The 21,615-nt window shown below is 61.9% G+C and carries 26 protein-coding genes; 9 read left to right on the top strand and 17 right to left on the bottom strand.

Annotated elements, in window-relative coordinates:
* The first annotated feature begins 36 nt into the window (after positions 1 to 36).
* Positions 37 to 1,551 carry an L-piperidine-6-carboxylate dehydrogenase gene (gene amaB, locus BLW55_RS10690; RefSeq protein WP_090328777.1) on the top strand — a complete coding sequence of 505 codons (1,515 nt, stop codon included), beginning with the start codon at positions 37 to 39 and terminating at the stop codon, positions 1,549 to 1,551.
* A gap of 69 nt (positions 1,552 to 1,620) precedes the next feature.
* Here the strand turns inward: amaB and BLW55_RS10685 are convergent, their stop codons facing one another.
* The 3 genes from BLW55_RS10685 to BLW55_RS10675 form a co-directional block, all read right to left on the bottom strand.
* Positions 1,621 to 1,884, bottom strand: coding sequence for a DUF2312 domain-containing protein (locus BLW55_RS10685; protein WP_007008278.1), 264 nt, complete (start codon positions 1,882 to 1,884; stop codon positions 1,621 to 1,623).
* A 240-nt stretch (positions 1,885 to 2,124) separates the two neighbouring features.
* Positions 2,125 to 2,433 (bottom strand): DUF1244 domain-containing protein, encoded by a 309-nt coding sequence (locus BLW55_RS10680; RefSeq protein ID WP_007008279.1) that lies wholly within the window; start codon positions 2,431 to 2,433, stop codon positions 2,125 to 2,127.
* 10 nt (positions 2,434 to 2,443) lie between these two features.
* The gene (locus BLW55_RS10675) at positions 2,444 to 3,241 is read right to left on the bottom strand and encodes an N-formylglutamate amidohydrolase (RefSeq protein WP_090328775.1); all 798 of its coding nucleotides are present in this window, start codon (positions 3,239 to 3,241) and stop codon (positions 2,444 to 2,446) included.
* 193 nt (positions 3,242 to 3,434) lie between these two features.
* Between BLW55_RS10675 and BLW55_RS10670 the strand changes: the two genes are divergently transcribed.
* Together BLW55_RS10670 and pyk are read left to right on the top strand one after the other, a co-directional pair.
* Positions 3,435 to 3,917 (top strand): DUF1036 domain-containing protein, encoded by a 483-nt coding sequence (locus BLW55_RS10670; protein WP_244509042.1) that lies wholly within the window; start codon positions 3,435 to 3,437, stop codon positions 3,915 to 3,917.
* Positions 3,914 to 5,350 (top strand): pyruvate kinase, encoded by a 1,437-nt coding sequence (pyk, locus tag BLW55_RS10665; protein ID WP_007008281.1) that lies wholly within the window; start codon positions 3,914 to 3,916, stop codon positions 5,348 to 5,350. Before BLW55_RS10670 ends, pyk begins: the two co-directional genes overlap by 4 nt.
* A gap of 78 nt (positions 5,351 to 5,428) precedes the next feature.
* Here pyk and BLW55_RS10660 read toward each other — a convergent pair whose 3' ends face one another.
* Positions 5,429 to 6,022, bottom strand: coding sequence for a tetratricopeptide repeat protein (locus BLW55_RS10660; RefSeq protein WP_007008282.1), 594 nt, complete (start codon positions 6,020 to 6,022; stop codon positions 5,429 to 5,431).
* Positions 6,023 to 6,092: 70 nt separating this feature from the next.
* On the bottom strand, positions 6,093 to 6,218 hold the full coding sequence (gene ykgO / locus BLW55_RS10655; protein ID WP_007008283.1) for a type B 50S ribosomal protein L36: 126 nt from the start codon (positions 6,216 to 6,218) through the stop codon (positions 6,093 to 6,095).
* Positions 6,219 to 6,414: 196 nt separating this feature from the next.
* On the opposite strand from ykgO, the gene BLW55_RS10650 reads away from it, so the two are divergent.
* Entirely contained in the window at positions 6,415 to 6,828 is a 414-nt protein-coding gene (locus BLW55_RS10650; protein WP_007008284.1) for a lysozyme inhibitor LprI family protein, read from the top strand.
* Here the strand turns inward: BLW55_RS10650 and BLW55_RS10645 are convergent.
* The 3 genes from BLW55_RS10645 to BLW55_RS10635 all read right to left on the bottom strand — a co-directional run bounded on the left by BLW55_RS10645 (position 6,815) and on the right by BLW55_RS10635 (position 8,687).
* Positions 6,815 to 7,891: a 5-(carboxyamino)imidazole ribonucleotide synthase gene (locus BLW55_RS10645; protein ID WP_007008285.1), complete on the bottom strand. Its 1,077-nt coding sequence runs from the start codon at positions 7,889 to 7,891 to the stop codon at positions 6,815 to 6,817. The two genes, BLW55_RS10650 and BLW55_RS10645, sit on opposite strands and share 14 nt — an antisense overlap.
* 2 nt (positions 7,892 to 7,893) lie before the next feature.
* A complete protein-coding gene (purE, locus tag BLW55_RS10640) occupies positions 7,894 to 8,385 on the bottom strand; it encodes a 5-(carboxyamino)imidazole ribonucleotide mutase (protein ID WP_007008286.1) in 492 nt (163 codons plus the stop codon).
* A gap of 92 nt (positions 8,386 to 8,477) precedes the next feature.
* Entirely contained in the window at positions 8,478 to 8,687 is a 210-nt protein-coding gene (locus BLW55_RS10635) for a YdcH family protein (RefSeq protein WP_171900098.1), read from the bottom strand.
* Between the two features lie 241 nt (positions 8,688 to 8,928).
* Between BLW55_RS10635 and BLW55_RS10630 the strand changes: the two genes are divergently transcribed.
* A complete protein-coding gene (locus BLW55_RS10630; protein WP_007008288.1) occupies positions 8,929 to 9,108 on the top strand; it encodes a YdcH family protein in 180 nt (59 codons plus the stop codon).
* A gap of 425 nt (positions 9,109 to 9,533) precedes the next feature.
* On the opposite strand, the gene BLW55_RS10625 is transcribed toward BLW55_RS10630, so the two are convergent.
* Together BLW55_RS10625 and BLW55_RS10620 are read right to left on the bottom strand one after the other, a co-directional pair.
* Positions 9,534 to 10,796: an MFS transporter gene (locus BLW55_RS10625; protein ID WP_090329960.1), complete on the bottom strand. Its 1,263-nt coding sequence runs from the start codon at positions 10,794 to 10,796 to the stop codon at positions 9,534 to 9,536.
* Positions 10,797 to 11,000: 204 nt separating this feature from the next.
* Entirely contained in the window at positions 11,001 to 11,195 is a 195-nt protein-coding gene (locus tag BLW55_RS10620) for a DUF1192 domain-containing protein (protein ID WP_007008290.1), read from the bottom strand.
* A 112-nt stretch (positions 11,196 to 11,307) separates the two neighbouring features.
* Here BLW55_RS10620 and BLW55_RS10615 point away from each other — a divergent pair, with 112 nt between their 5' ends.
* Positions 11,308 to 12,315 (top strand): NAD(P)H-quinone oxidoreductase, encoded by a 1,008-nt coding sequence (locus BLW55_RS10615; protein ID WP_416352829.1) that lies wholly within the window; start codon positions 11,308 to 11,310, stop codon positions 12,313 to 12,315.
* A gap of 103 nt (positions 12,316 to 12,418) precedes the next feature.
* Here the strand turns inward: BLW55_RS10615 and BLW55_RS10610 are convergent, their stop codons facing one another.
* Positions 12,419 to 14,617 (bottom strand): esterase-like activity of phytase family protein, encoded by a 2,199-nt coding sequence (locus tag BLW55_RS10610; RefSeq protein WP_090328773.1) that lies wholly within the window; start codon positions 14,615 to 14,617, stop codon positions 12,419 to 12,421.
* A 228-nt stretch (positions 14,618 to 14,845) separates the two neighbouring features.
* On the opposite strand from BLW55_RS10610, the gene BLW55_RS10605 reads away from it, so the two are divergent.
* Entirely contained in the window at positions 14,846 to 15,559 is a 714-nt protein-coding gene (locus tag BLW55_RS10605) for a DUF1013 domain-containing protein (RefSeq protein ID WP_007008293.1), read from the top strand.
* Between the two features lie 207 nt (positions 15,560 to 15,766).
* On the opposite strand, the gene BLW55_RS10600 is transcribed toward BLW55_RS10605, so the two are convergent.
* The 6 genes from BLW55_RS10600 to BLW55_RS10580 form a co-directional block, all read right to left on the bottom strand.
* Entirely contained in the window at positions 15,767 to 16,477 is a 711-nt protein-coding gene (locus BLW55_RS10600) for a helix-turn-helix transcriptional regulator (RefSeq protein WP_007008294.1), read from the bottom strand.
* A gap of 12 nt (positions 16,478 to 16,489) precedes the next feature.
* Positions 16,490 to 16,864 carry a VOC family protein gene (locus BLW55_RS10595; RefSeq protein ID WP_090328770.1) on the bottom strand — a complete coding sequence of 125 codons (375 nt, stop codon included), beginning with the start codon at positions 16,862 to 16,864 and terminating at the stop codon, positions 16,490 to 16,492.
* A 112-nt stretch (positions 16,865 to 16,976) separates the two neighbouring features.
* The gene (locus BLW55_RS10590; RefSeq protein WP_007008296.1) at positions 16,977 to 17,564 is read right to left on the bottom strand and encodes a DJ-1/PfpI family protein; all 588 of its coding nucleotides are present in this window, start codon (positions 17,562 to 17,564) and stop codon (positions 16,977 to 16,979) included.
* Positions 17,565 to 17,589: 25 nt separating this feature from the next.
* A complete protein-coding gene (locus tag BLW55_RS20800) occupies positions 17,590 to 17,751 on the bottom strand; it encodes a hypothetical protein (RefSeq protein ID WP_155983475.1) in 162 nt (53 codons plus the stop codon).
* A 60-nt stretch (positions 17,752 to 17,811) separates the two neighbouring features.
* Positions 17,812 to 18,606, bottom strand: coding sequence for an SDR family NAD(P)-dependent oxidoreductase (locus tag BLW55_RS10585; protein ID WP_007008297.1), 795 nt, complete (start codon positions 18,604 to 18,606; stop codon positions 17,812 to 17,814).
* Between the two features lie 83 nt (positions 18,607 to 18,689).
* Positions 18,690 to 20,591 carry a propionyl-CoA synthetase gene (locus BLW55_RS10580; protein ID WP_090328769.1) on the bottom strand — a complete coding sequence of 634 codons (1,902 nt, stop codon included), beginning with the start codon at positions 20,589 to 20,591 and terminating at the stop codon, positions 18,690 to 18,692.
* A 150-nt stretch (positions 20,592 to 20,741) separates the two neighbouring features.
* Here BLW55_RS10580 and BLW55_RS20795 point away from each other — a divergent pair, with 150 nt between their 5' ends.
* Both BLW55_RS20795 and BLW55_RS10570 read left to right on the top strand, forming a co-directional pair.
* Positions 20,742 to 20,903, top strand: a complete 162-nt coding sequence (locus BLW55_RS20795; RefSeq protein WP_007008299.1) for a hypothetical protein — start codon at positions 20,742 to 20,744, stop codon at positions 20,901 to 20,903.
* Between the two features lie 304 nt (positions 20,904 to 21,207).
* The gene (locus BLW55_RS10570) at positions 21,208 to 21,534 is read left to right on the top strand and encodes a hypothetical protein (RefSeq protein ID WP_090328767.1); all 327 of its coding nucleotides are present in this window, start codon (positions 21,208 to 21,210) and stop codon (positions 21,532 to 21,534) included.
* Positions 21,535 to 21,615: the final 81 nt, after the last annotated feature.

Below are 21,615 nucleotides of genomic sequence, written 5' to 3'. Positions count from 1 at the left end.
TTTTCGCAAGAAGATTATCCAGGGAGCGAAGCACCCATGAACGTCAAGAATGAAACAAGCGAGCTTTTGAAGCGCCTCGGCGTCGACGAGAAGACTTTCACCGGCGGTGACCTTACCGTGCGTACACCAGTCACCGGCGAGGAAATCGGTGCGGTGTCATCCATCACGGCTGACCAGACGGGCGCTGCCGTGGAACGGGCGCATCAGGCCTTCAAGGCATGGCGCAATGTGCCCGGTCCGCGTCGCGGCGAGCTGGTGCGCCTTCTGGGCGAGGAGCTGCGCGCGGCGAAGGACGATCTCGGGCGCCTGGTGTCCATCGAGGTCGGCAAGATCCGTTCCGAGGGCCTCGGCGAGGTCCAGGAGATGATCGACATCTGCGATTTCGCGGTCGGCCTCTCGCGCCAGCTCTATGGCCTGACCATCGCCACCGAGCGTCCCGGACATCGCATGATGGAAACCTGGCATCCGCTCGGCGTGGTCGGCGTCATCTCCGCCTTCAACTTCCCGGTTGCCGTGTGGTCGTGGAACGCGGCTCTTGCCCTAGTCTGTGGCGACAGCGTCGTGTGGAAGCCGTCTGAGAAGACGCCGCTGACGGCGCTTGCCTGCGAGGCGATCTTCAAGCGTGCGGTCAAGCGCTTTGGCGATGACGCGCCGGCCGACCTTCTCACGGTCATCATCGGCGACCGCGCCGTTGGCGAGGCGATGGTCGATCATCCGAAGGTGCCGCTGGTTTCGGCCACCGGTTCCACCCGCATGGGCCGCGAAGTCGGTCCGCGCCTTGCACAGCGTTTTGCCCGCGCTGTTCTGGAACTCGGCGGCAACAATGCAGGTATCGTCTGCCCTTCGGCCGATTTGGATATGGCGCTGCGCGCCATCGCCTTTGGCGCCATGGGCACGGCCGGTCAGCGCTGCACCACGCTGCGCCGCCTCTTCGTGCACGAATCCGTTTATGACGCGCTGCTGCCGCGTCTGCGCAAGGCGTATGAATCGGTTTCCGTCGGCAGCCCGCTCACGACCGATGCGCTGGTTGGTCCGCTGATCGACAAGGGCGCTTTCGACAACATGCAGAAGGCGCTCGAAGAGGCGAAGAAGCTCGGCGGCAAGGTCGTCGGCGGGGCGCGCTTCGACAGTGGCGACGCAGACGCCTATTACGCGCATCCGGCCCTGGTCGAGATGCCGGAGCAGGCGGGCGTCGTTCTGGAGGAAACCTTCGCCCCCATCCTCTACGTGATGAAGTATAGCGATTTCGACGAAGCGCTCGAGCTTCACAATGCCGTGGGCGCGGGCCTCTCGTCCTGCGTGTTCACCACCGATATGCGTGAGGCCGAGGAATTCCTTAGCGCGCGTGGTTCCGACTGCGGCATTGCCAACGTCAATATCGGCACCTCCGGTGCTGAAATCGGCGGTGCGTTTGGTGGTGAAAAGGAAACCGGTGGTGGCCGCGAATCGGGCTCCGACGCCTGGAAGGCCTATATGCGCCGCGCAACCAACACGGTGAACTATTCCAAGGAACTGCCGCTCGCGCAGGGTGTCTCTTTCGATATCGAATAGCTGCTCAGGCCATGAATGCGAAAGGGCGGCTCCGGGCCGCCCTTTTCTTTATCCGGTTTTCCGCCGGAATCATTCCATGCCGAGCGCGGCCTTGTAGAGGTCGATCATCGCCTCTTCTTCCTGGCGCTCGGCCTGATCCTTCTTGCGCAGGCGTACGATCGAGCGCACGGCTTTGGTGTCGAAGCCATTGGCCTTCATCTCGGCATAGACTTCCTTGATGTCTTCCGAAATGGTCTTCTTGTCTTCTTCAAGCCGCTCTACACGCTCTATAAAGGCGCGAAGCTGGCCTGCGGCCACTGTGTCGGCGGTCTCGGTCGTGATGTCGTCGGCCATGCGAAACTCCGGTCGATTGTTCTGAAAGCCCGCGAGTCGGGGCGTTGAGGCGTGGCAGGTTCGATGCCCCAGCAAGGCCCGGCGGTCAAGGGATTTGCTGTCTTGAACGGGCTTCCTGCTGCCAGATTGCGGGTCCGCTGGAGCGGTTCACCGTTTCACGGAAACGCCACTCCGCTCTATTCTTTCTGTTTTTCCGCATTTATGCGGACGTCAGGTGATTCCACCTGACTGCAAAATGCTTTAGTTGCCTTTGGGACGATTTTCCTCGAACGCCGCCTTCTGCTCCGCGGTCGCTTCGGTTTGGTGCTTTGCGCGCCATTCGTCATAGGGCATCCCGTAGATGATCTCGCGCGATTCCTCCTTGGAAAGCGCGATCCCCTCGGCCTCGGCGGCGTCCCTGTACCAGTTGGACAGGCAATTTCGGCAAAAGCCGGCGAGATTCATCATGTCGATGTTCTGGACGTCCGTGCGGTTACGCAGATGGTCGACCAGCCGACGAAACGCGGCGGCCTCCAGATCGCGCTTCTGCGCCTCGGTCAGCGTTGTCATGGGTACTCCTTCACATATGGTCCGTTCGTGACCCAAAATGCCTTACTTCATGCATATCGGGCCGTGCGTTGATGGCTTCAAGCATGGGGGCAAGCCTATATGCCCAGGCTTTCGCACCGGCCTCGCCGGCAATCAGGTCTTGGCGGATCTCGATGAGCGCATAGGGAAAACCCCTCGTCGTGGCATGCCGGTGCATGGTGTCACCGGGATAGGCGCCGTCATAGGGTTCGTTGTCACCCACCGTCAGATCGCCATCAGCCCTCAACGCCTCGATCAGGGGACCGGCCGCGCGGTTGTCGATGTCCCATAGAACACCCACCTCCCACGGACGCCTGCGTCCGAGCAGAGATGGCGTAAAGGAATGAACTGCGATGATAAGCGGCGCCTGGCCGGTCGCGGCCTCGACGCCGTTCACCATGTCCGCGACGGCGTTGTGGAAGGGCAGATAAAAGCGATCGATGCGGTTTTTCCGCTCCTCGGCGGTGAGGGGATAGTTCCCCGGTATGATGGTCCCGTCGTAGAGCTGCCGGATCAGGGTCGGGTCGTTGATGCCTCGATTGGGATCGATAAGGAGCCTTGAAAACCCGCCCAGAACCGCCGGTACACCCAGTTTTTCGGCAAGCGCACGGGATACCGCCTCCACACCGATATCGTAGGCGATATGGCGTTCGAACTCCGATGCCGGCAGGCCCAGCGCTCCGTATGTTTCGGGCAAAGCGCGCTTTGCATGGTCGGCGACCAGTACGAGCCCCCTGGCGGGATCACCGGGAATCAGCTCGAACGGTGATGTGAAGGTGAAGGCGTTCATCAGGCGGGTCCCGGGAAAACTGGTGCGGTCATAAATGTGCGCTTATCACAGCGTAATCTCGTCCTTTCACGATGTGCCCCGTTCTGCAAGGCTGTGATGGAAAACACGTGCTGGCGGGCGATGGCGCGTTGACAGGGGGCCGGACATTGCCGAAAAGGAAAATATGCTCAGGTCGAATTCAAGGTTCTCAAAAATGCTTCGACGGGCGTCACACGCGAAACGCCGGGGGGCCTTTCTGCTTGCTGCCGCGACCGGACTGGGAGGCGCAGTTATTGCGCCCACGCCCGCGTTTGCTGATTTCCGCGTCTGCAATTCCACACAGAATCTCGTTGGTGTCGCCATCGGATACCGCACCGCTTCGGGCTGGGTGAGCGAGGGATGGTGGCGGATCGAGAAATCGAGCTGCAAGACGCTGATCGAGGGGCCGCTGGAATCACGCTATTACTATCTCTACGCAGAGGACGCTGCGAGTGGCGGCCGCTGGGAGGGGAAGGTGCAGATGTGCGTCGCACTGACCGAGTTCAAGATCGCCGGTACCAATGATTGTTTTGCGCGGGGCTTCCAGCGTGCCGGCTTCCAGGAATATGACACGCGCGAGCAGGAAAACTGGATGGTGGATTTGACCGACGGGCCAGCCGACAACAACACACTGACGAATTCGGACGCCTCCCAATGAGGCGCAATCGCAAGGTTAAGATCCTCGCCACGCTCGGGCCCGCCTCCTCGGAAGAAGAAAGCATCCAGCGCCTCTTCGAGGCCGGCGCCGATGTGTTCCGCATCAATATGAGCCATGCCAGCCACGATCTGATGCGCACCCTGGTGGGACGCATTCGGGCGGTTGAGAGAAAGGTCGGTCACCCCATTGGCATCCTTGCAGATCTGCAGGGGCCGAAACTGCGCGTGGGCACCTTTGCCGAGAAGAGCGTCGAGCTTTCCATCGGCCAGACCTTCACGCTCGACGACAATCCCGAGCCGGGCAATGACAAGCGGGTCCACCTGCCGCATCCCGAGATCCTGAAATCGGTGGAGCCGGGGCATCGTTTGCTGATCGACGATGGACGGTTGCAGCTCAAGGCGCTCAAGAACAACGGCAAGGCGATTACCTGCGAGGTGGTGGCCGGCAACAAGATTTCCGACCGCAAGGGCGTCAGCCTGCCCGACACCGATCTTCCCATGGGCGCGCTCACCGACAAGGACCGCAAGGATCTCGATGCGGTGCTCTCGTCCGATGTGGACTGGATCGCGCTTTCCTTCATCCAGAGGCCCGAAGATCTGGCCGAGGTGCGCAAGGTGGCGCGCGGACGGGCTGCGCTTCTCGCCAAGATCGAGAAGCCGCAGGCGGTGAAGCGCCTTGCGGAGATCATCGAGCTGTCCGATGCGCTCATGGTGGCGCGCGGCGATCTTGGCGTGGAAATGCCACTCGAGGCCGTTCCAGGCATTCAGAAGCAGATCACCCGCGCCTGCCGCCGCGCCGGCAAACCGGTCGTCGTGGCCACGCAGATGCTGGAATCGATGATCTCCGCGCCTGTGCCGACCCGTGCGGAAGTGTCCGACGTTGCGACCGCCGTTTTCGAGGGGGCCGACGCGGTGATGCTGTCGGCGGAATCCGCAGCCGGCGACTACCCGGTCGAGGCGGTTGCGACAATGAACTCAATCGCCACCAAGGTGGAGCAGGATCCCACCTATCCGACCATCATCTACGGCCAGCGGACCGAGCCGGAGCCGACCGGCGCCGACGCGATTTCCATGGCGGCACGGCAGATCGCAGAGACGCTGAATCTCTCGGCAATCATTTCCTACACCTCCTCGGGTACCACCGGGCTGCGTGCGGCCCGTGAGCGGCCGCAGGTGCCGATCATTGCTCTATCGCCGGTGGTGGAGACCGCACGGCGCCTGTCGCTCGTCTGGGGCACGCACTGCGTGGTGACGGAGGACGCCGCTGACCTGGACGACATGGTCAACCGTGCCTGCCGCATTGCCTATGAAGAGGGTTTTGCCAAGCCCGGCAACCGCGTGATCGTTACCGCCGGCGTGCCGCTTGGCACGCCTGGTGCAACCAACATGCTGCGCATCGCTTACATCGGCTCGGACGGTCTGGGCGGTATCTGACCCGGCGCAGGGGTTGCCACGACCGGCGGAGTTAATTCGCCGGTTGTTTTCCGCCCGCGCGGGCGTGGCGGATGCCGCTCAAATGCTCTGGCCGGCCAGCTTGTCGGATATCTCGGATACGGCGTTCTGCGCGCTGCGCAGCATTGGATAGATGTTCAGAACCTGCTCATAGGCGGTAAGCGCCTGTTCCTGCCGGCCGGTGGTCTGCAGGATGCGGGCCATGCCCGCCAGCGCGCCGAAATGGCGCGGTTCAAGCTCCAGCGTGCGCGATATGTCCGCCATCGAGCGGGCATAGTCGTTCATCATGAAATGCACCGTGGCGCGGCGATTCCACCCTTCGGCATAATCGGGGAAAAGCATGGTGACCTGATCGAGAAAGTCGAGCGCGACGGAGAGATTTTCCACCTTGATCGCATCATTCGCCCAGCCAACGAGGAGGTTGGCCGTGTCGCTGCCCGAATCGCTCCAGGTCTCGCCGATCCGCAGCGCTATGCGGCGGGCGGCCCGTTCGTTGGTTTCTTTCTTGAGATCGATGAAGAGCGCGTCGAGGCGCGCCTGCCTGTCGGGCACCGGTGATTCCACACCGGATGCAGGCTTGCCACCCTCGGCCGCCTGTGCCGTTGGCAGGCCCATGAGAGCGGCAGCGAGAATTGCGATCGTGAATCGTACCATGCCGCAATGATAGGCGCGGCATGGTGAAAGGGAAACTGAATTTCGCGTGAAGACCGCCGAGACCGGCGCGTCAGCCCTGCCGTGCCTTGAAGCGCGGGTTGGACTTGTTGATGATGTAGATGCGGCCCTTGCGACGGACCATGCGGTTTTCCCGGTGACGGGTCTTCAGCGCCTTGAGCGAGTTTTTGATCTTCATCGTTCTTGTCCGTGGTTGGCCTTACGGCCCGAAATGAGAAGGCGCGCATCCATGGCGCGCCACAAGTCGATGGGCTCATAGACGAGGATGCTTGTCCGTGTCAACCTTTCGGCGGGGTTCGGCAGCATGAATCAGGCGATTCCCGCTGTTCGGAAAATCAATTCTTCATCACCGGTGCAGATCGAAGGAGTTTCACATGTCATTTCGCAACCATCTCTATTCGATCGCGATCCTGGCGATCGCGATTCCGGCTTCCATGACTGGAGCCCTGGCCCAGGAGCCCGATTGCGACGATCCGCAGACGCAGCTCGACATGACGCAGTGCGCCGGCCGGGACTATGAGGCTGCCGACAAGGCACTCAATACGCAGTATGACGCCGTCAGGAAGCGCTATTCAGACAATGAAGATGCGCGCACGCTGCTGCGGGACGCGCAGCGGGCATGGATCCGGTTTCGTGATGCCCAGTGCGATCTTGCGACGCTGGCTGTGCGCGGCGGCTCCATAGAGCCCATGATCCGCGCCCAGTGCCTTCAGGAACTCACCGAGGCGCGTACCCGGCAGCTCGAAGAGCTGGCCGAATGCGAGGAAGGCGATCTCAGCTGCGTGTGAGACGGGTGAAGTGTCCCATCTTCCGGCCGGGCCTGATTTCGGTCTTGCCGTAGAGGTGGAGCATCAGATGGGGTTCTCTGAGCAATTCGGGTGCGCGCAGAACCTCATCGCCGATCAGGTTTTCCATCACGCAGTCCGAGTGCCGACCCGTGTCACCAAGCGGTAGGCCTGCGACAGCGCGGATGTGCTGTTCGAATTGGCAGACCGTGCAGGCTGCCTCGGTCCAGTGTCCGGAATTGTGCACGCGGGGCGCTATCTCGTTGACCAGGACCTTGCCGTTGTCGAGCACGAAGAACTCCACGCCGAGCACGCCCACATAGTGCAGTGAACCTAGGATATCGATGGCCGCCTGCTTCGCCGCGGCGAGGGTTCCAGCGTCGACATGGGCGGGCACGGTCGAGCGATGCAGGATGCCGTCCCTGTGCTCGTTCTCGGCCGGGTCGTATATGGCGGTGCTGCCGTCCGCCGCCCGCGCGGCGATAACGGAAATTTCCCGCCGAAACGGAACCAGGGCTTCGAGTATGAGTGGAACGCCACCCATCTCGGAAAAGACACCTTCATGAGCGCCGGCATCGGCACTGCGAAAAACACGTTGCCCCTTGCCGTCATAGCCCATCCGGCGCGTCTTGAGGACGCCACCTGAAAAGCGCTCCAGTCCGCGTGCGAGATCGTCATCGTTGTCCACAGACAGGAACGGCGCTGTGGATATCCCCGCTGTGTTCAGGAATATCTTCTCGGCAAGCCTGTCCTGCGCTGCTTCCAGCGCTTCCGGAGGGGGGAAGACGGACATCTCCTCTGAAAGGGACAGGGCCGTTGCGACCGGCACGTTCTCAAACTCGTAGGTTATGACGTCGCATTGCTGGAGAAGCTTCTTCAGAGCTGGCGTGTCATCGTAAGCGGCGTGAATGAAGCCGTTTGCGACCTGCGCTGCGGGGCTGTCCTCGGCGGGGTCCAGCACCACGGTGCGGTAACCCAGCCTGGCAGCGGCCATTGCCAGCATGCGGCCAAGCTGGCCGCCACCGAGTATGCCGATGGTCGCACCTTGGGGAAGGGGAGCGGTCATGTTCAGTCGACCGGATAGTCGGCGACCTGCGCCGTCTGTTCTGCGCGCCATGCATCGAGGCGGTCCGCCAGGCTGGCGTCTTGAAGCGCCAGCACCGCAGCAGAAAGGAGCGCAGCGTTGATCGCGCCGGCGCGGCCGATGGCGAGTGTACCCACGGGAATGCCTGCGGGCATCTGCACGATGGAGAGAAGCGAATCCTGCCCGGAAAGCGCCTTGGATTCCACCGGCACGCCGAACACGGGGAGCGGTGTCATTGCGGCGGTCATGCCGGGGAGGTGGGCGGCACCGCCCGCACCCGCGATGATCGTCTGAAACCCCTCGTCGCGGGCGTTTCTGGCGAAGTCATAAAGACGTTCGGGTGTGCGATGCGCAGAGACAATACGCGCCTCATACTCGACACCGAGCTGGTCGAGCGTGTCTGCGGCGTGGCGCATCGTTGCCCAGTCGGACTGGCTTCCCATGATAATCGCCACTCGGGCGGACCGCTCAGCCATCAAATCCCCTCGCAATCAAAAATGAGGCTGTAGTCAAAACCGGCCGTCATCGCAAGCTTGCGCGGCGGCAAGCCCTTAAGAGCCTGGAAAAATCAGGCGATGATGTCCGGGATGATGTTGTCTTCCAGTTCCTGGAGCCTGTCTTTCAGGGCCAGTTTCTTCTTTTTCATGCGCTGGATACGAAGCGGATCGCACCCGGTGGCGATCATGGCGTTGATTGCGGCATCGAAATCCGCGTGATCCTGTTTGAGGCGGGCGAATTCGAGACGAATCTCCGCCTGTTCCTGTTCAGATGTCACCACAGTCAGCTGACCCACATGCGCGAAACCCCGGCTGTAACCCGCGGGACGAGTCCACAACCCAGCGACGCCGTCGGGACAGTCCCGGCAGCGGAGGCGCTTATATCACATTTCAATGTTTCAGGAAATGCTACCAGACTGTGTTCGACAAGCCACATTTGTGGTGGCACACTGTCCTGATCGCCAGTTCCTGCGGGCGGGCATCGGCTGGCGAATTCTCGAGGAAGCAAAGGAGATCCCAATCATGTCTCTTGAATCCCATCTTGCAGAGTTGAAGCGTAAGCATGGTGAGCTGGAGCGCGAAATCGACGATGCCAAGCTCCACCCCTCTGTTGACGAACTCGATGTTGCTCAACTCAAGCGGCGCAAGCTGGCCATCAAGGACGAGATGGAAAAGCTCAAGTCGGCGGTTACCCGCCACTAATGCATGTCGCTTTCAAATGAATTCATTTGAAAGACAACGAACATGCATCATTTGAAAGTGTTACAGCGTCCTTTGCGCGTCTTATAAGACGCGCGGCGCTGTAGGTCGCGGTGCGTCCATTCGGACGCGCGAAAGACGATCTAGCTTATCTGGGGAGCGTCGGGACAACCGAGAACCGGTTTCCGATCGCACGCCCCAGGAGCACTTTGCGAAACGAAATCGACCAAACAGATTTCGTCATACGCCAAGAACATGAACCAGGATGCATACAGGCTCGCCTGGGCGTCTGGGAGATCGTTTTAAGACGTGTTGGCCGCACAGGGCCTCTGGCCTCCGCCTCGGTATTCGTCCGGGTGCGGGGGCTTTATCGTTTCACCGCCTGAATCGGGTTACGACACACCACACATAGACAGGTTTCATGAAACTTATTCGACAGTATCGGTCAGAGATTCGTCGGTATCGCTGCGCGGATCCAGAACCGCTGCCTGCGGTGTAACCGCCCGCTCCGCCGGCAGCGTTTTAAAGGCTTCGCGCTCATCGACCGGAACCGGGGCACGCTGCGAGATGCGCAGCAATGCGTAGGCACCCAGCCCGAAATGGGCCAGCGCCGTGATCAGGAACAGGCTCTCTGGCGGCATGATTTCCATCAACACGCCACCGATCAGCGGTCCGATCATGGTGCCGAAGCCATAGAGGAAGAGCAGCCCACTCGCCACTTTCACGAAATCCTCGGGTGATGCATGATCGTTCGCATGGGCGACGATGATCGAGTAGAGCGTATAGGCGAAGGCGCCATAAACCCCTGTCATGGCGATCACATATATCCCGTCGCGCGGCGCTGTCAGGAGTATCAGGAGGCCGACGAGACCGGAGCCGAATGCGGCGCCGGAGATGACGAAACGCCGGTCCATCCGGTCGGAGAGCCGGCCCGCGGGAAGCTGCAGAGCGGCCCCTGCAAGAACGGCAATACTCATCATTGTGGCGATCTGCAGCGTCGAAATCCCGATCTGGCCGCCATACACCGCACCCAGCGTGCCCCAGGCGCCATTTGCAATGCCCACAAGCACGCAGCCGAGAAAGGCGACCGGCGAGTTCACGTATAATCCTTTCAGATCAAGCGAGGCCTGCGTTAGCGGCTCTGGGCTCACGGCTTTGGAGACGGCGGTCGGAATCAGGGCCATACAGAACAGAATGCCTGTCGTCATGAACAGGATCGTGCTGGAAACATCGCCGAAGGCCACTGTCATCTGGCCTGCTGTCAGCGATCCGTAGGTCAGCATCATATAGATGCCGAAGACGGTGCCGCGGTTCTCATTGGTGGATTTCTCGTTCAGCCAGCTTTCGATCACCATGAAAGCGCCGGCCATGGTGAAGCCGGTGAAAATGCGCAAAATCACCCAGCCGGCCGGGTCCACCCACATGCCGGTCAGAAGCGCAATTATAGCACCCGATGCGGCAAAGGCGCCGAAAGCGCGCACATGGCCGGCCCGGCGCACAATGCGCGGCGCCACGAAGCAGCCGGCCACGAAACCCGCCGCCCATGCGGCACCCAGTGCACCCAGGGAGGCCGTTGGAAACCCTTCCATCTGCCCGCGGAGCGGCAGCAGGAGCCCATGCAGTCCAGACCCGGTCAACAGGAAGGCTGTGCCAAGGAGAAGCGCGATGATGGAACCGAGAGGTGACAGCATGAAATGATTCCGAAGGGGTGTGCGTTCGAATTGATTGGGTGTCTTTGGCGAGCCTGCCTTCGCCATTGAAACATGGCATGAGCAAGGTCCGTGGAAAGTCCAGCAGCGTCTTCGAGACACGTGTCACGCAATATGCGCGAATAACCTTCCGGGGAGCATCGCAAAACCGGCGCTCAAGGCCGGGATTGCGCTGTCCGGAGTGTCTCAGTCGCGGCGAAACAACGCCTCTGCGGCGTTTTTTGTTGCCCCCTTGCTTTCAACTTCCTCTTCGAGGCGCACGATTTCCTCTTTCAGCCGTGTAATCCGGTTTCTGAGTTCATCGACGGAGAGCAGCGAAAGATCCTGTCCGATCTGATGCCCCAAACCCGGTTTCTTCTCTTCTTCCTCGAAAATGGTCATCATGTCCTCTCCCGTCCCGTCGCCAGCCTCGCTGCGTGCGGGATTACCCTTGATCCGGCAGCACCGCTCGCCGATTGTGTTGTCAGATCCTTCTCAAATCAACAGGGGCATGATGAACCACACAACGCTTCCAGAAACGATGACCGCGGTTGCGATCAGCACACCCGGCGAACCGACCGTGCTGAAGCCGGAGCAGCGCGACGTGCCGAAGCCCGCTGAGGGCGAAATTCTGATCAGGGTGCGTGCCGCGGGCATCAATCGGCCGGATGTTTTTCAGCGCAAGGGGCTTTATCCACCGCCGCCTGGCGCCTCGGACCTGCCGGGCCTGGAAGCGGCCGGCGAGGTGGCTGCGGTGGGCGAAGGCGTGAAGCGCTGGCAGGTGGGCGATCGCGTCACCGCGCTCACGCCGGGCGGCGGCTATGCCGAGTACTGCCTCACGCATGAGACCAATGCCCTGCCGATCCCGCACGATCTCACCTTCACCGAAGCGGCAGCGGTGCCTGAGACCTTCTTTACCGTGTGGCACAACGTGTTTCAGCGCGGCGGCCTGAAGGCGGGCGAAACGCTGCTCGTTCATGGTGGCTCTTCCGGTATCGGCACAACGGCCATTCAGGTGGCCACGGCACTGGGCTCGAAGGTAATCGCCACGGCAGGCTCGGCCGAGAAATGCGCTGCCTGCGCCTCGCTGGGTGCGGTGCGTTCGATCAATTATCGCGACGAGGATTTCGTCGAAGCCATCAAGGAAGAGACCGATGGTCATGGGGCGGATGTCATCCTCGACATGATCGGCGGCGATTATATCGAACGCAATTATGCCGCCGCCGCCATGGACGGGCGCATCGTGCAGATCGCCTTCCTGAAAGGCTCGCGCGCCACGGTCGATTTCTCGCAGGTCATGCGCAAGCGGCTTGTCCATACGGGCTCCACGCTCAGGCCCCGTTCCGTGGCGTTCAAGGCACGTATCGCCACCGAGCTGGAAGCGCATGTCTGGCCGCTTCTTGCCGCGCGCCGCATTGCGCCCGTCATGGACATGACCTTTCCTCTTGAAGAGGCCTGGCGTGCGCATGAACGCATGGAAGAGGGTGCTCATATCGGCAAGATCGTGCTCGAAGTCGCCTGACCGTCAGGAGGCGTTCACCCAAAAGAAAACCCCGGCGCTGGCGCCGGGGTTTTCTCGCCCTGGGAGGCTGTGTCACCGCGTTTCCGCGTTGCCTGCAATTGCTCTAGTTTGTGGCATCGAGTTTGCCGAGATTGACGAAAATCGTCTCGCCGGATGAATCGTCCACACCGTCATTGTCGGTCACGAAGTAGGCCGTGCCTTCCGCGTCGATGGCGAAACCCTCGATCTTGTCGACTACATAGCCGTTGGCCGCGGCTTTCATGTCGGGCAACAGGTCGCGCTCCAGTGTCTTTTCGACCAGCGGCAGATCCGCATCCAGCGCCGCCGGCTGAAAGCCGTCGAGCGACACGCTGTAGAGCTTCTTGATCTTCGCAGACGTGCCGATCTGGTTGTCACGCTCGACAATATAGAGCTTTCCATCGTTAGCGGTGATCTCGGAGAGGCCGACCCAGCCCTTCTCGCCCGCATCGAGCGGGTAGCGCACGGCGGCCCACTCGCCGCTAGCGGGTCTGTAGCTCACAAGCTTCACCTGACCCTTGGGATCGTCGCCCCATTCGCGCTGAATGGCCATAACCAGCATCTGGTCATCGCCTTCACCGACCACGGTCACGCCTTCCATGCCGAAACGCTTTTCGACTGCCAGAAGCTCCGCGGGAAGCGCAATCTCTTCCCTGATTTCGCCGGCGGCATCGACGCGGAAGAGCGCATGCGGCGTCAGACGGTCGGTGCGGCCTTCCGAAGCGAGCCAGAAGCCGCCTTTGCCGTCATTGGCAATGCCCTCAAGGTCGAGCTTCTGGGCTGCCATGCCGCCACGCGTGACGATGGTCCTCGCGGTGATGCGGGCCGGCGTCTCGGTCGCATCGATGGTGAAGATGGCCGGCTGGTTGCGGTAGAAGGAGTCGGACACGGCGTAGAGTGTGCCGGGCTTTTCGGCGTCTGCCACGAGGCCGGAGAGAGCGCCCCAGCCAAACGGAACGCCATTGCCGTCACGCGCCGATTCGATGGTCGGATAGACGGGCTTTCCTTCGGTCAGTTCGTAAACCATCACGTGAGAGCGGGCCGCGCCGTCTTCCACCAGATCGGCCTCGTTTGCCGTAACGAGCAGGTTACGTTCGGGTATGGCCACGAGGCCTTCGGGGCCGATACCGGAGGGCAGGACCTGGACGAATTCCGGCTCACCGCCCGTGTCGCGGTAGACCACGACGAGCGAGGCGCGCTCCAGTGCCACGAAGATGTACTGCTGATCGCCGAAGGCTGCGACTTCCAGTCCTTCCGGCTCTGTGCCTTTGGCGTCCGAGCGCTTGTCGGGATAGTGGCCGGCAGCCGCAGCGCGGAACTCAAGATCATTGCCGCTGTCGAACAGAACGTCGCCCGACTTGCTGAAGATGGTGAAACTGCGCGATCCACCCTCATAGTCGCCTTCATTGGCGGTGATGAATCGATCGCTGTCCAGCCATTTCACGGCGTCCGGTTCGCGCTTCAGGTTCTGCACATTCTGATCGAAAGCGATGGCGCCGTTGTCCAGCGTGTCGATGTTTTCCAGGCTGATCTGACCGGCGGAGAAATGGCCTGTCACCTCGCCGGTCTCGGCTGCAACCACGGCGATGTGATTGTTTTCCTGCATGGTGACGACGATCTCGCCGGCGTCGTTGAAATCAACGAATTCCGGCTCGGGGTCTTCCGGTGCGATTTCTGCAAGGCCGCTCAGGGAGACGGTCTTCATGCTGCCGCAGTCGGGCACCCCGTCGTTGAGATTGAAGACCTTCAGGTCACCGGCGGGCATCTGCGGAATCACGCCGTCGTTTAGGTCCTCGTCGCGCTCGTTCTCGATGGCGACGGCGAGAAAACGCCCGTCACTGCTGACGGCCACTGAATCCGGCTGGCCACCCAGATCGCAGGACTTCTCGGCGGTCTTCGCCGCCATGTCGATCACCACGAGATTGCCGGAAGGGCTGGTGTAGCTCTCGGACGTGTTGACCGCCGCGATGGCCTTCTGGCCCGCCACGCCCACCGAAGTTGGCTCGCCGTCCAGCCTGAGCATGCCGCTGGCTTTCGGAGCGTTGGCATCGCCGATGTCGACGAAGCCCACACCGCCCAGCGGGCTGTCGGAGTAAATCAGCGTCTTGCCATCAGCGCTGCGTGCGATGATCTCCGAGGAGGTTTCTGTTGTCACATCGGCATCAGCCGGCAGGTTCTCCGCCACCGGGAAGGTGGCGATGCGGTTGAATGCCATGTCCGCATGCGCGGGCAGAATGACGGCCGTGCTTGCCAGCAGGCCCAGAATGATTGCGTGGCGTCCCATGTCTGAAAACTCCCTCAAGACCCATAGGAGCGGCACAATCGGAAGCCTTGATTTCAGGCCGATGACACATCGATGACGGTTCGGTGACACTCCCCATCTGCCGTGTCGCGCAATTTGTTGCGTCAGGGGGGCGTTTCAGTTTATAACGCGGGCGATATTTCCCAACATCGGTGGTTATGACCACCGCCCGCGCCAGGGACGCGGGCGAAGGAAGAGGATTCTTGACACATGGCCAACACGCTTCTCATGCCCAAGGCCACCGCCGTCTGGCTGGTCGACAACACGGCACTGACCTTCGATCAGATCGCCGAATTCTGCAAACTCCACCCGCTCGAAGTGGGGGCGATTGCCGATGGTGATGCCGCACAGGGCATCAAGGGCATGGACCCGGTTATGACCGGACAGCTCACCCGCGAGGAGATCGCCCTTGGCGAAGGCAATCCGAACCACAAGCTGCGGCTTTCGGAGCCGAAGGTTCGCGTGCCCGAGACCAAGCGCAAGGGCCCGCGCTACACGCCGCTTTCCAAGCGCCAGGATCGCCCCAACGCCATTCTCTGGCTGGTGCGCAATCATCCCGAGCTCAAGGATGCGCAGATCTCGCGTCTTGTCGGCACCACGAAATCGACCATTGAGGCGATCCGTGAGCGCACGCACTGGAATTCGGCAAACCTCGTGCCGATGGACCCGGTGACTCTGGGCCTTTGCTCTCAGATCGATCTCGATCTGGAGGTGCAGCGCGCGGCAAAATACCTGCCGCCGCAGGAAAGCACCGGCGAGACCCTGCTCCCGGCTTCCGAGACCGAGGATCTGCCGATCGGTGAGCAGGCTCCGTCCGAGACGCCCTCCGACGAGCAGGAACTCGACGCGGATGCGGTCTTTGCCAAGCTCTCGTCGCTGAAATCCAGCGATGCGGACGAAGAGGAAGAGGACGAGCGGTCCTGATCTGAATATCGAGCATCGGACCGAAAAGTGGGATCCGGTTTTCGGGTTATTCCGATGCTCCATCAATAGATTAGATCGTCCTTTGTGCGTCCGGATGGACGCACGGCGATCTAGTGCATCGGACCGAAAAGTGGGATCCGGTTTTCGGGTTATTCCGATGCTCTATCAATGATTTAGATCGCTCCCCGGCTGCCGGGGAGCATCGCCTCAGCTCGCGCAGGCTCTGCCCATCATGGCTTCGTGCATTTCCATGCGCCGGTAGAAGTCGGCAAGCTGCTTGCCGCGCTCGGGGCGGAAAGTCCGACCTGCCGGTTTCATCGTTGCGATGCGGTCGATGCGGAATGTGCGGAAATCCCCGCGCAACTCGCACCACGCCACCAGCGTCCAGACCTTGCCCCAGAACCAGAGACCAAGCGGGCGCACGTCGCGCTCGGAGGTGCGTCCGGCTTCATCGCGGTAATCGATGGAGAGCACGTCCCGCGTCTCCACCGCACGCTCCAGCGTGTCGATGGCCTGGCGGTCCATGTCGCTCACCACCCAGCGCGGGGTGTGAATTTCGGTGCGGGCAATGCGGTCGCGCTCCGGCTCGGGCAGCACGGTTCCTATCTTGATCAGGGCTTCCTCGGCCGCCCGCGCCATGGCTGCGCCGCCAAAGGCGCGAACCATGCGTGCACCGGCCACCAGCGCCACGATCTCATCGCGTGTGAACATGAGCGGGGGAAGCTCGAACCCCTCCCGCATCAGATAGCCGACGCCGGCCTCACCGTCGATCGGCACGCCGGTCGACTGCAGGTCGGCAATATCACGATAGATCGTGCGCTCGGAAACCTCGAGACGCTCGCTCAAAAGACGCGCCGTAACCAGGCGCCCGCCCCGCAAATGCTGGACGATCTGAAAAAGTCGGTCAGCACGGCGCATGCGTATTTCTCCTCACGCAAAAATTCCGAAGCTGTTCCCGTCGGGGTCGAGACAATACACGAAACGGCCGGCAGGAATAGTAATAATGGGTGATACCAGTTTGCCGCCATTCTTTGTGACACGCTCCATGGCGTCTTCAAGTGGGGCCGGCACCGCAAGATGGATCGTTGGGCCGCTTCCCTCCGGAGCTGGCTTGCCGGGGTAGATATGTCCGGCGACAGAACCCTGCGGATCGCGTGTGTCGAAGATGGCGAACGGGTTGGGCCCGTCCTCGCGCAGCACGAGTTCGTTCTGCACCACCGCGGCGTAGAAGTCCCGCGCGCGATCGAGATCGGTCACCGGTATCTCCGCCCAGACCACTGCGTTTAGCGGCAACGTGTCGGACATGCCTCACAACCCTCCATTGTCGATATTATCGATGGAGCAAGAATGACACAGCCCTCCTGACAACATTCCGTCAGGAGGGCTGAAAAGGTGTTGCCTGAGATTGAGAACGTGCTCAGCCGGGCTGGAACTCGCGCGCCATCATTGCTCGGAATTCCGTCAGCATCTCAATTTTGTCGGGGAAGACAGCTTCGAGGAAAGCTGAAGCAAAGGTGGCAGGTGCGGTGCCGGGTGCGCTCACCACGCGATCATCACAGACGGCGAAAGGCACATCGCGATAATTCTCCCTGCCTTTGTAGTCAGGCAGGTTCTCGTCGATCCAGTCCGCGCCGTTGCTCGTGTGGGAGCGGGTTTCGAAAAGCCCGGCCCGTGCGAGTGCAAGCGTGCCCGCGCAGATGCCGCCCACCACGCCGCCACGAGCTCCCACCGTCTGCAGAAGCGGGGCGACGTCCGGTGCATCGGCCACGGTCCATCGGTCGGACCCGATCACTGCAACAGCGCCGAGATCCGCGTTTTCCTCCGCAGAGGCCCCCCGATCGCCGGCTCGCCGAAACCCTGCGATAGACGTCACCGTTCCGGCGCCGGGCGTCAATGCAACGACATCTGCGCCAAGCCATTCCACGGCAGAAGCGGCGAGAAGGCCGTACTCCCAGTCGGCATAGTTCTCGATGAAGACGAAGCCGATTTTCTTGCGATCACTCATTTCATATCCTTGAAGTGCGGCAGGCTCAGCGTCGTGCGCGGCTGGCGGGGTCCCAGCCGATATCGCGTTGCACGGCGGTCGGCAGGTCGTTCAGCATTCGTCTGGTCATTCTGCGCCGCCGGCGCTCACGGGTCTGGTCGGCCCAGCGGCGGACAGCGCTGAGGAAGCTTCCGGGGAAGTCTGACATGGCAATAATCTCCTGATTCTGGCAGGAGTATTATCGCTCCGCGGTGGTGACAGCGTTTTGTCAGGAGGTTTCCGGCTTGACCTCAACCGTGTAGTTCAGCGGCAGCCGACCGCCATCGGCATAGATGGTCTGTCCCGTCACATAGCTTGAATCGTCGTCTGCCAGGAAGGTTGCCACCGATGCGATTTCGCCAGGCTCCCCGATGCGGCCGAGTGGCGTGCGCGAAAGCATCCGGTTGCGCGCTGCCTGGTCGCTGTTCACGCTGGCAAGCATATCTGTTGCGATCGAGCCTGGACCAATGGCGTTGACGCGGATGCCGTAGGGTGCCAGTGCCAGCGCCATGACGCGTGTGAGCTGGCTGACACCCCCCTTGGACACCGTGTAGGCGATCTGCTCGGGGATGGCGAGAATGGCGTTGATCGACGACATGTTGATGATCGTGCCGGCCGCGCCGCCGCCTTCGACCTTCTCGACCATATAGCGCGCGACCGCCTGACCTGTCAGGAAGGTGCCCTTCAGATTGGTGTCGAGCACACGGTTGAAGTCTTCCTCCTTGAGATCGAGGAAGTCGGCGGCATGCACGATCCCTGCATTGTTGACGAGAATGTCGACATCACCGAAGGCATCGATCGTCTCGGCCAGCAGGTTGTGAACGTCGAGCCGCTTGCTCACATCGGCCTTGACGAAGCGCGCGTCACCCAGTTTTTCGAGGTCGGCCAGCGCCTGTGCGCCTTTCTCACCCTCCAGGTCGGCGATCACGACCTTGACGCCGTGGCGCAGAAACCGCTCGGCGATTGCATAGCCTATGCCGCCCGCGCCGCCTGTTACGATTGCTGTCTTGCCGTCCAGTGCCATGTTGAATCCTCATGCCGAAAACGGCTGGACCCTGCGCCGCAGGCGCGGGAAGGTCAAGAGCTGTGCGGCCCGCTCGCATGTGATCAGGATTCCGACCTGCCAAGCGCCTCGCCGATTTCGTCCAGAATGGCCGGGTCGTCGATGGTGGCCGGCATGGTCCATTCCTGATGGTCGGCGATCTTCTGCATGGTGGTGCGCAGGATTTTGCCCGAGCGTGTCTTGGGCAGGCGCTTCACCGGCACGACCTTCTTGAATGCGGCGACAGGCCCGATGCGCTCACGCACCATGGCGATCAGTTCACGTTCCACCGTGCCCATGTCGGCTGTGTTCTTTCCATGCAGCACCACGAAGCCGCAGGGCACCTGTCCCTTCAGCGGATCGGCAATGCCGATCACCGCGCACTCGGCGACCGCCGGGTGTTCGGCCACGACCTCTTCCATGCCGCCGGTGGAAAGCCGGTGACCCGCCACGTTGATGATGTCGTCCGTGCGCGCCATGATGAAGAGATAGCCGTCTTCGTCCAGCAGGCCGGCATCCGCCGTCTTGTAGTAGCCCGGAAACTCGCTGAGATAGGCATCGCGGAAGCGTTTGTCGTCGTTCCACAGTGTCGGCAGCGCGCCGGGCGGCAGCGGCAGCTTCACCACCACGTTGCCGAGCGTGCCTGTCGGCACCCCGTGTCCCGCATCGTCCAGAACCTGCACGTCATACCCCGGCATCGGCACGCCGGGGGAGCCATATTTAACCGGGAGCATCCCAAGTCCGACGGGGTCCTGGCTGATCGGCGCACCGGTTTCCGTCTGCCACCAATGGTCGATCACCGGAACGCCCAGCGTCTTCTCCGCCCATTTGACGGTGTCGGGATCGGCGCGCTCGCCAGCCAGAAAGAGTGTGCGGAAGCCGGAGAGGTCGTGCGGGGCCAGCATCTCCGGGTCCGGGTCTGCCGTGCGGATCGCGCGAAACGCTGTCGGCGCGGTGAAGAGCGCGGCCACATTGTGCTCGGCGATTACCCGCCAGAACACGCCGGCATCGGGCGTGCCGACGGGCTTGCCCTCAAAGAGGATTGTGGTGCAGCCATGAAGCAGCGGCGCATAGACGATGTAGGAGTGGCCCACAACCCAGCCCACATCCGATGCAGCCCAGAAGGTTTCACCCGGCCTGATGCCGAATTCGTTAAACATCGACCATTTGAGCCGCACCATATGGCCGCCATTGTCGCGCACCACGCCCTTGGGCCGGCCTGTCGTGCCAGACGTGTAGAGGATGTAGAGCGGGTCGGTCGCAAGCACCGGCGCGCAGGGCACCACGCGGCCCCCGGCCCGTGCGGCATTCACCAGTTCGGCGTAGTCGTGGTCGCGGCCTTCCGTCAGGTCGCAGCGCTGTTCTTCTCGCTGCAGGATCAGACACGCCTCCGGCCTGGCGGCGGAGAGGCTGATCGCTTCATCGAGCAACGGCTTGTAGGCCACCACACGGCCGGGCTCCAGCCCGCAGGAGGCCGAGATGATCGCCTTTGGCGCTGCGTCGTCGATGCGTGCGGCCAGTTCGCGGGCGGCGAATCCGCCGAACACCACCGAATGCACCGCGCCGATGCGCGCGCAGGCCAGCATGGCGAACACCGCCTCCGGCACCATGGGCATGTAGATGACCACGCGGTCGCCCTTGCCGACGCCGAAATCTTTCAGCACCGCAGCCAGCGCCGAGACCTCGTCTTTCAGCTCGCCATAGGTGAAGCTTTTCTGGCGGCCGCTGATGGGGCTGTCATAGACGAGGGCGGGCTGATCCTTTCGCCCGCCCTCGACATGCCGGTCCACCGCATTGAAGCATGTGTTGCAGGTCGCGCCGGGAAACCAGCGTCCGTAAACGCCGGCCCTGGCGGCGAAAACCTTCTCCCAGGGACTGAACCAGTCGATTTCGGCGGCAGCCTCCGCCCAGAATTCCTCCGGATTCTGTTTCCAGTTTCCGTAGACCTCGTGATAGCGCGACGCCATCCCGCCTCCTCCCTGCGGTTTGAGCCTCTTTGCGAGGAGGTTAGCGGATCGGGTGGCCGCGCGTAAATCAGACTTGCGGCGAAGGGTGCGGTTTTGACAGGCGACATGCAGGGAGGCACAACAGGGCATGTCTTCGCGAATCGGGCCTTCATGACCAAGATCCTGCTGCTTCTCATCCTGGCGATGATGATCGTGCACATCATCAAGCCGCTTGGCCTTCCGGGTCTCAGGCGCCGTGCCGATTTCTGGAAGCTGGCCCTTATCGCGCTTGCCGCGGTATCGCTCACCATTCTTTTACGCGGCGGCGAATAGGGCGTGAAACACGGTCCGCAAACGGCGCTTACTGGCCATTTCGGGGCTTGTTGAAGCGCAAGGCCCGACTGGCCCCTGTGCTCGATCCCATCACTCTTCAGTGATCGCATCTGGCGCTTTCGACCATTCATCATCATGTGTGAATCAGGCGGGAGCGGCAGGTGCCGCACCCGCCCGCAAACAGACCGGAAATCAAGAAAGGAGCGACGCGATGATGACGTCGGAACCGGCCTGTCCCGTCCCGGCTCTGCGGAGCTGAGATCGCATTTCCCTTGCCGGGACGGAACGGCGAAGGAGATATGCGATGTTTACCAAGAAAATCATCAGGCACGCTGCCGCCATACTCGGCGCAGCCGTGATGTTTACCGCCCTTGCAGGTGGCGCCCAGGCGCAGGTCAGGGCGTGCGGTCCACGGTCTGAAATTGTCTCCTGGCTGCAGAGCAGGTTTCAGGAGCGGCAGGCCGGCTTTGGCCTGGTTGGTGACCGGGCCGTGATGGAACTCTACACGTCACCTGCCGGGACCTGGACGCTGATCGTGACGGATCCGCTGAAGCGAACCTGCTTCGTAGCGTCCGGACACTCCTGGGTGGACATGCCTCCTCCCGCTACCCAGGCGTGGACGGTGCCCTGAGGCTGACGCGCCTCCCGCAGAACGGAAACGGCCCGCCGACAATCGTCGACGGGCCGCGATATGCGTTCTCGATGTGCCTGC

The sequence above is a fragment of the Nitratireductor aquibiodomus genome (assembly GCF_900105565.1).
Taxonomy (GTDB): domain Bacteria; phylum Pseudomonadota; class Alphaproteobacteria; order Rhizobiales; family Rhizobiaceae; genus Nitratireductor; species Nitratireductor aquibiodomus.
This window is presented reverse-complemented; position numbering and strand designations above follow the sequence as displayed.

What these genes read in the sequence shown, in the direction of transcription:
- BLW55_RS20795 (WP_007008299.1), top strand. Translation starts at nt 20,742, where the DNA reads ATGACCAAGATCCTGCTGCTTCTCATCCTGGCGATGATGATCGTGCAC.
- amaB (WP_090328777.1), top strand. Translation starts at nt 37, where the DNA reads ATGAACGTCAAGAATGAAACAAGCGAGCTTTTGAAGCGCCTCGGCGTC.
- ykgO (WP_007008283.1), bottom strand. Translation starts at nt 6,218, where the DNA reads ATGAAGATCAAAAACTCGCTCAAGGCGCTGAAGACCCGTCACCGGGAA.
- BLW55_RS10680 (WP_007008279.1), bottom strand. Translation starts at nt 2,433, where the DNA reads ATGACAACGCTGACCGAGGCGCAGAAGCGCGATCTGGAGGCCGCCGCG.
- BLW55_RS10660 (WP_007008282.1), bottom strand. Translation starts at nt 6,022, where the DNA reads ATGGTACGATTCACGATCGCAATTCTCGCTGCCGCTCTCATGGGCCTG.
- BLW55_RS10590 (WP_007008296.1), bottom strand. Translation starts at nt 17,564, where the DNA reads ATGAGTGATCGCAAGAAAATCGGCTTCGTCTTCATCGAGAACTATGCC.
- BLW55_RS10600 (WP_007008294.1), bottom strand. Translation starts at nt 16,477, where the DNA reads ATGCGCCGTGCTGACCGACTTTTTCAGATCGTCCAGCATTTGCGGGGC.
- BLW55_RS10580 (WP_090328769.1), bottom strand. Translation starts at nt 20,591, where the DNA reads ATGGCGTCGCGCTATCACGAGGTCTACGGAAACTGGAAACAGAATCCG.
- BLW55_RS10650 (WP_007008284.1), top strand. Translation starts at nt 6,415, where the DNA reads ATGTCATTTCGCAACCATCTCTATTCGATCGCGATCCTGGCGATCGCG.
- BLW55_RS10645 (WP_007008285.1), bottom strand. Translation starts at nt 7,891, where the DNA reads ATGACCGCTCCCCTTCCCCAAGGTGCGACCATCGGCATACTCGGTGGC.
- BLW55_RS10595 (WP_090328770.1), bottom strand. Translation starts at nt 16,864, where the DNA reads ATGTCCGACACGTTGCCGCTAAACGCAGTGGTCTGGGCGGAGATACCG.
- BLW55_RS10620 (WP_007008290.1), bottom strand. Translation starts at nt 11,195, where the DNA reads ATGACCATTTTCGAGGAAGAAGAGAAGAAACCGGGTTTGGGGCATCAG.
- pyk (WP_007008281.1), top strand. Translation starts at nt 3,914, where the DNA reads ATGAGGCGCAATCGCAAGGTTAAGATCCTCGCCACGCTCGGGCCCGCC.
- purE (WP_007008286.1), bottom strand. Translation starts at nt 8,385, where the DNA reads ATGGCTGAGCGGTCCGCCCGAGTGGCGATTATCATGGGAAGCCAGTCC.
- BLW55_RS10625 (WP_090329960.1), bottom strand. Translation starts at nt 10,796, where the DNA reads ATGCTGTCACCTCTCGGTTCCATCATCGCGCTTCTCCTTGGCACAGCC.
- BLW55_RS10585 (WP_007008297.1), bottom strand. Translation starts at nt 18,606, where the DNA reads ATGGCACTGGACGGCAAGACAGCAATCGTAACAGGCGGCGCGGGCGGC.
- BLW55_RS20800 (WP_155983475.1), bottom strand. Translation starts at nt 17,751, where the DNA reads ATGTCAGACTTCCCCGGAAGCTTCCTCAGCGCTGTCCGCCGCTGGGCC.
- BLW55_RS10685 (WP_007008278.1), bottom strand. Translation starts at nt 1,884, where the DNA reads ATGGCCGACGACATCACGACCGAGACCGCCGACACAGTGGCCGCAGGC.
- BLW55_RS10675 (WP_090328775.1), bottom strand. Translation starts at nt 3,241, where the DNA reads ATGAACGCCTTCACCTTCACATCACCGTTCGAGCTGATTCCCGGTGAT.
- BLW55_RS10670 (WP_244509042.1), top strand. Translation starts at nt 3,435, where the DNA reads ATGCTTCGACGGGCGTCACACGCGAAACGCCGGGGGGCCTTTCTGCTT.
- BLW55_RS10605 (WP_007008293.1), top strand. Translation starts at nt 14,846, where the DNA reads ATGGCCAACACGCTTCTCATGCCCAAGGCCACCGCCGTCTGGCTGGTC.
- BLW55_RS10570 (WP_090328767.1), top strand. Translation starts at nt 21,208, where the DNA reads ATGTTTACCAAGAAAATCATCAGGCACGCTGCCGCCATACTCGGCGCA.
- BLW55_RS10615 (WP_416352829.1), top strand. Translation starts at nt 11,308, where the DNA reads ATGAACCACACAACGCTTCCAGAAACGATGACCGCGGTTGCGATCAGC.
- BLW55_RS10630 (WP_007008288.1), top strand. Translation starts at nt 8,929, where the DNA reads ATGTCTCTTGAATCCCATCTTGCAGAGTTGAAGCGTAAGCATGGTGAG.
- BLW55_RS10610 (WP_090328773.1), bottom strand. Translation starts at nt 14,617, where the DNA reads ATGGGACGCCACGCAATCATTCTGGGCCTGCTGGCAAGCACGGCCGTC.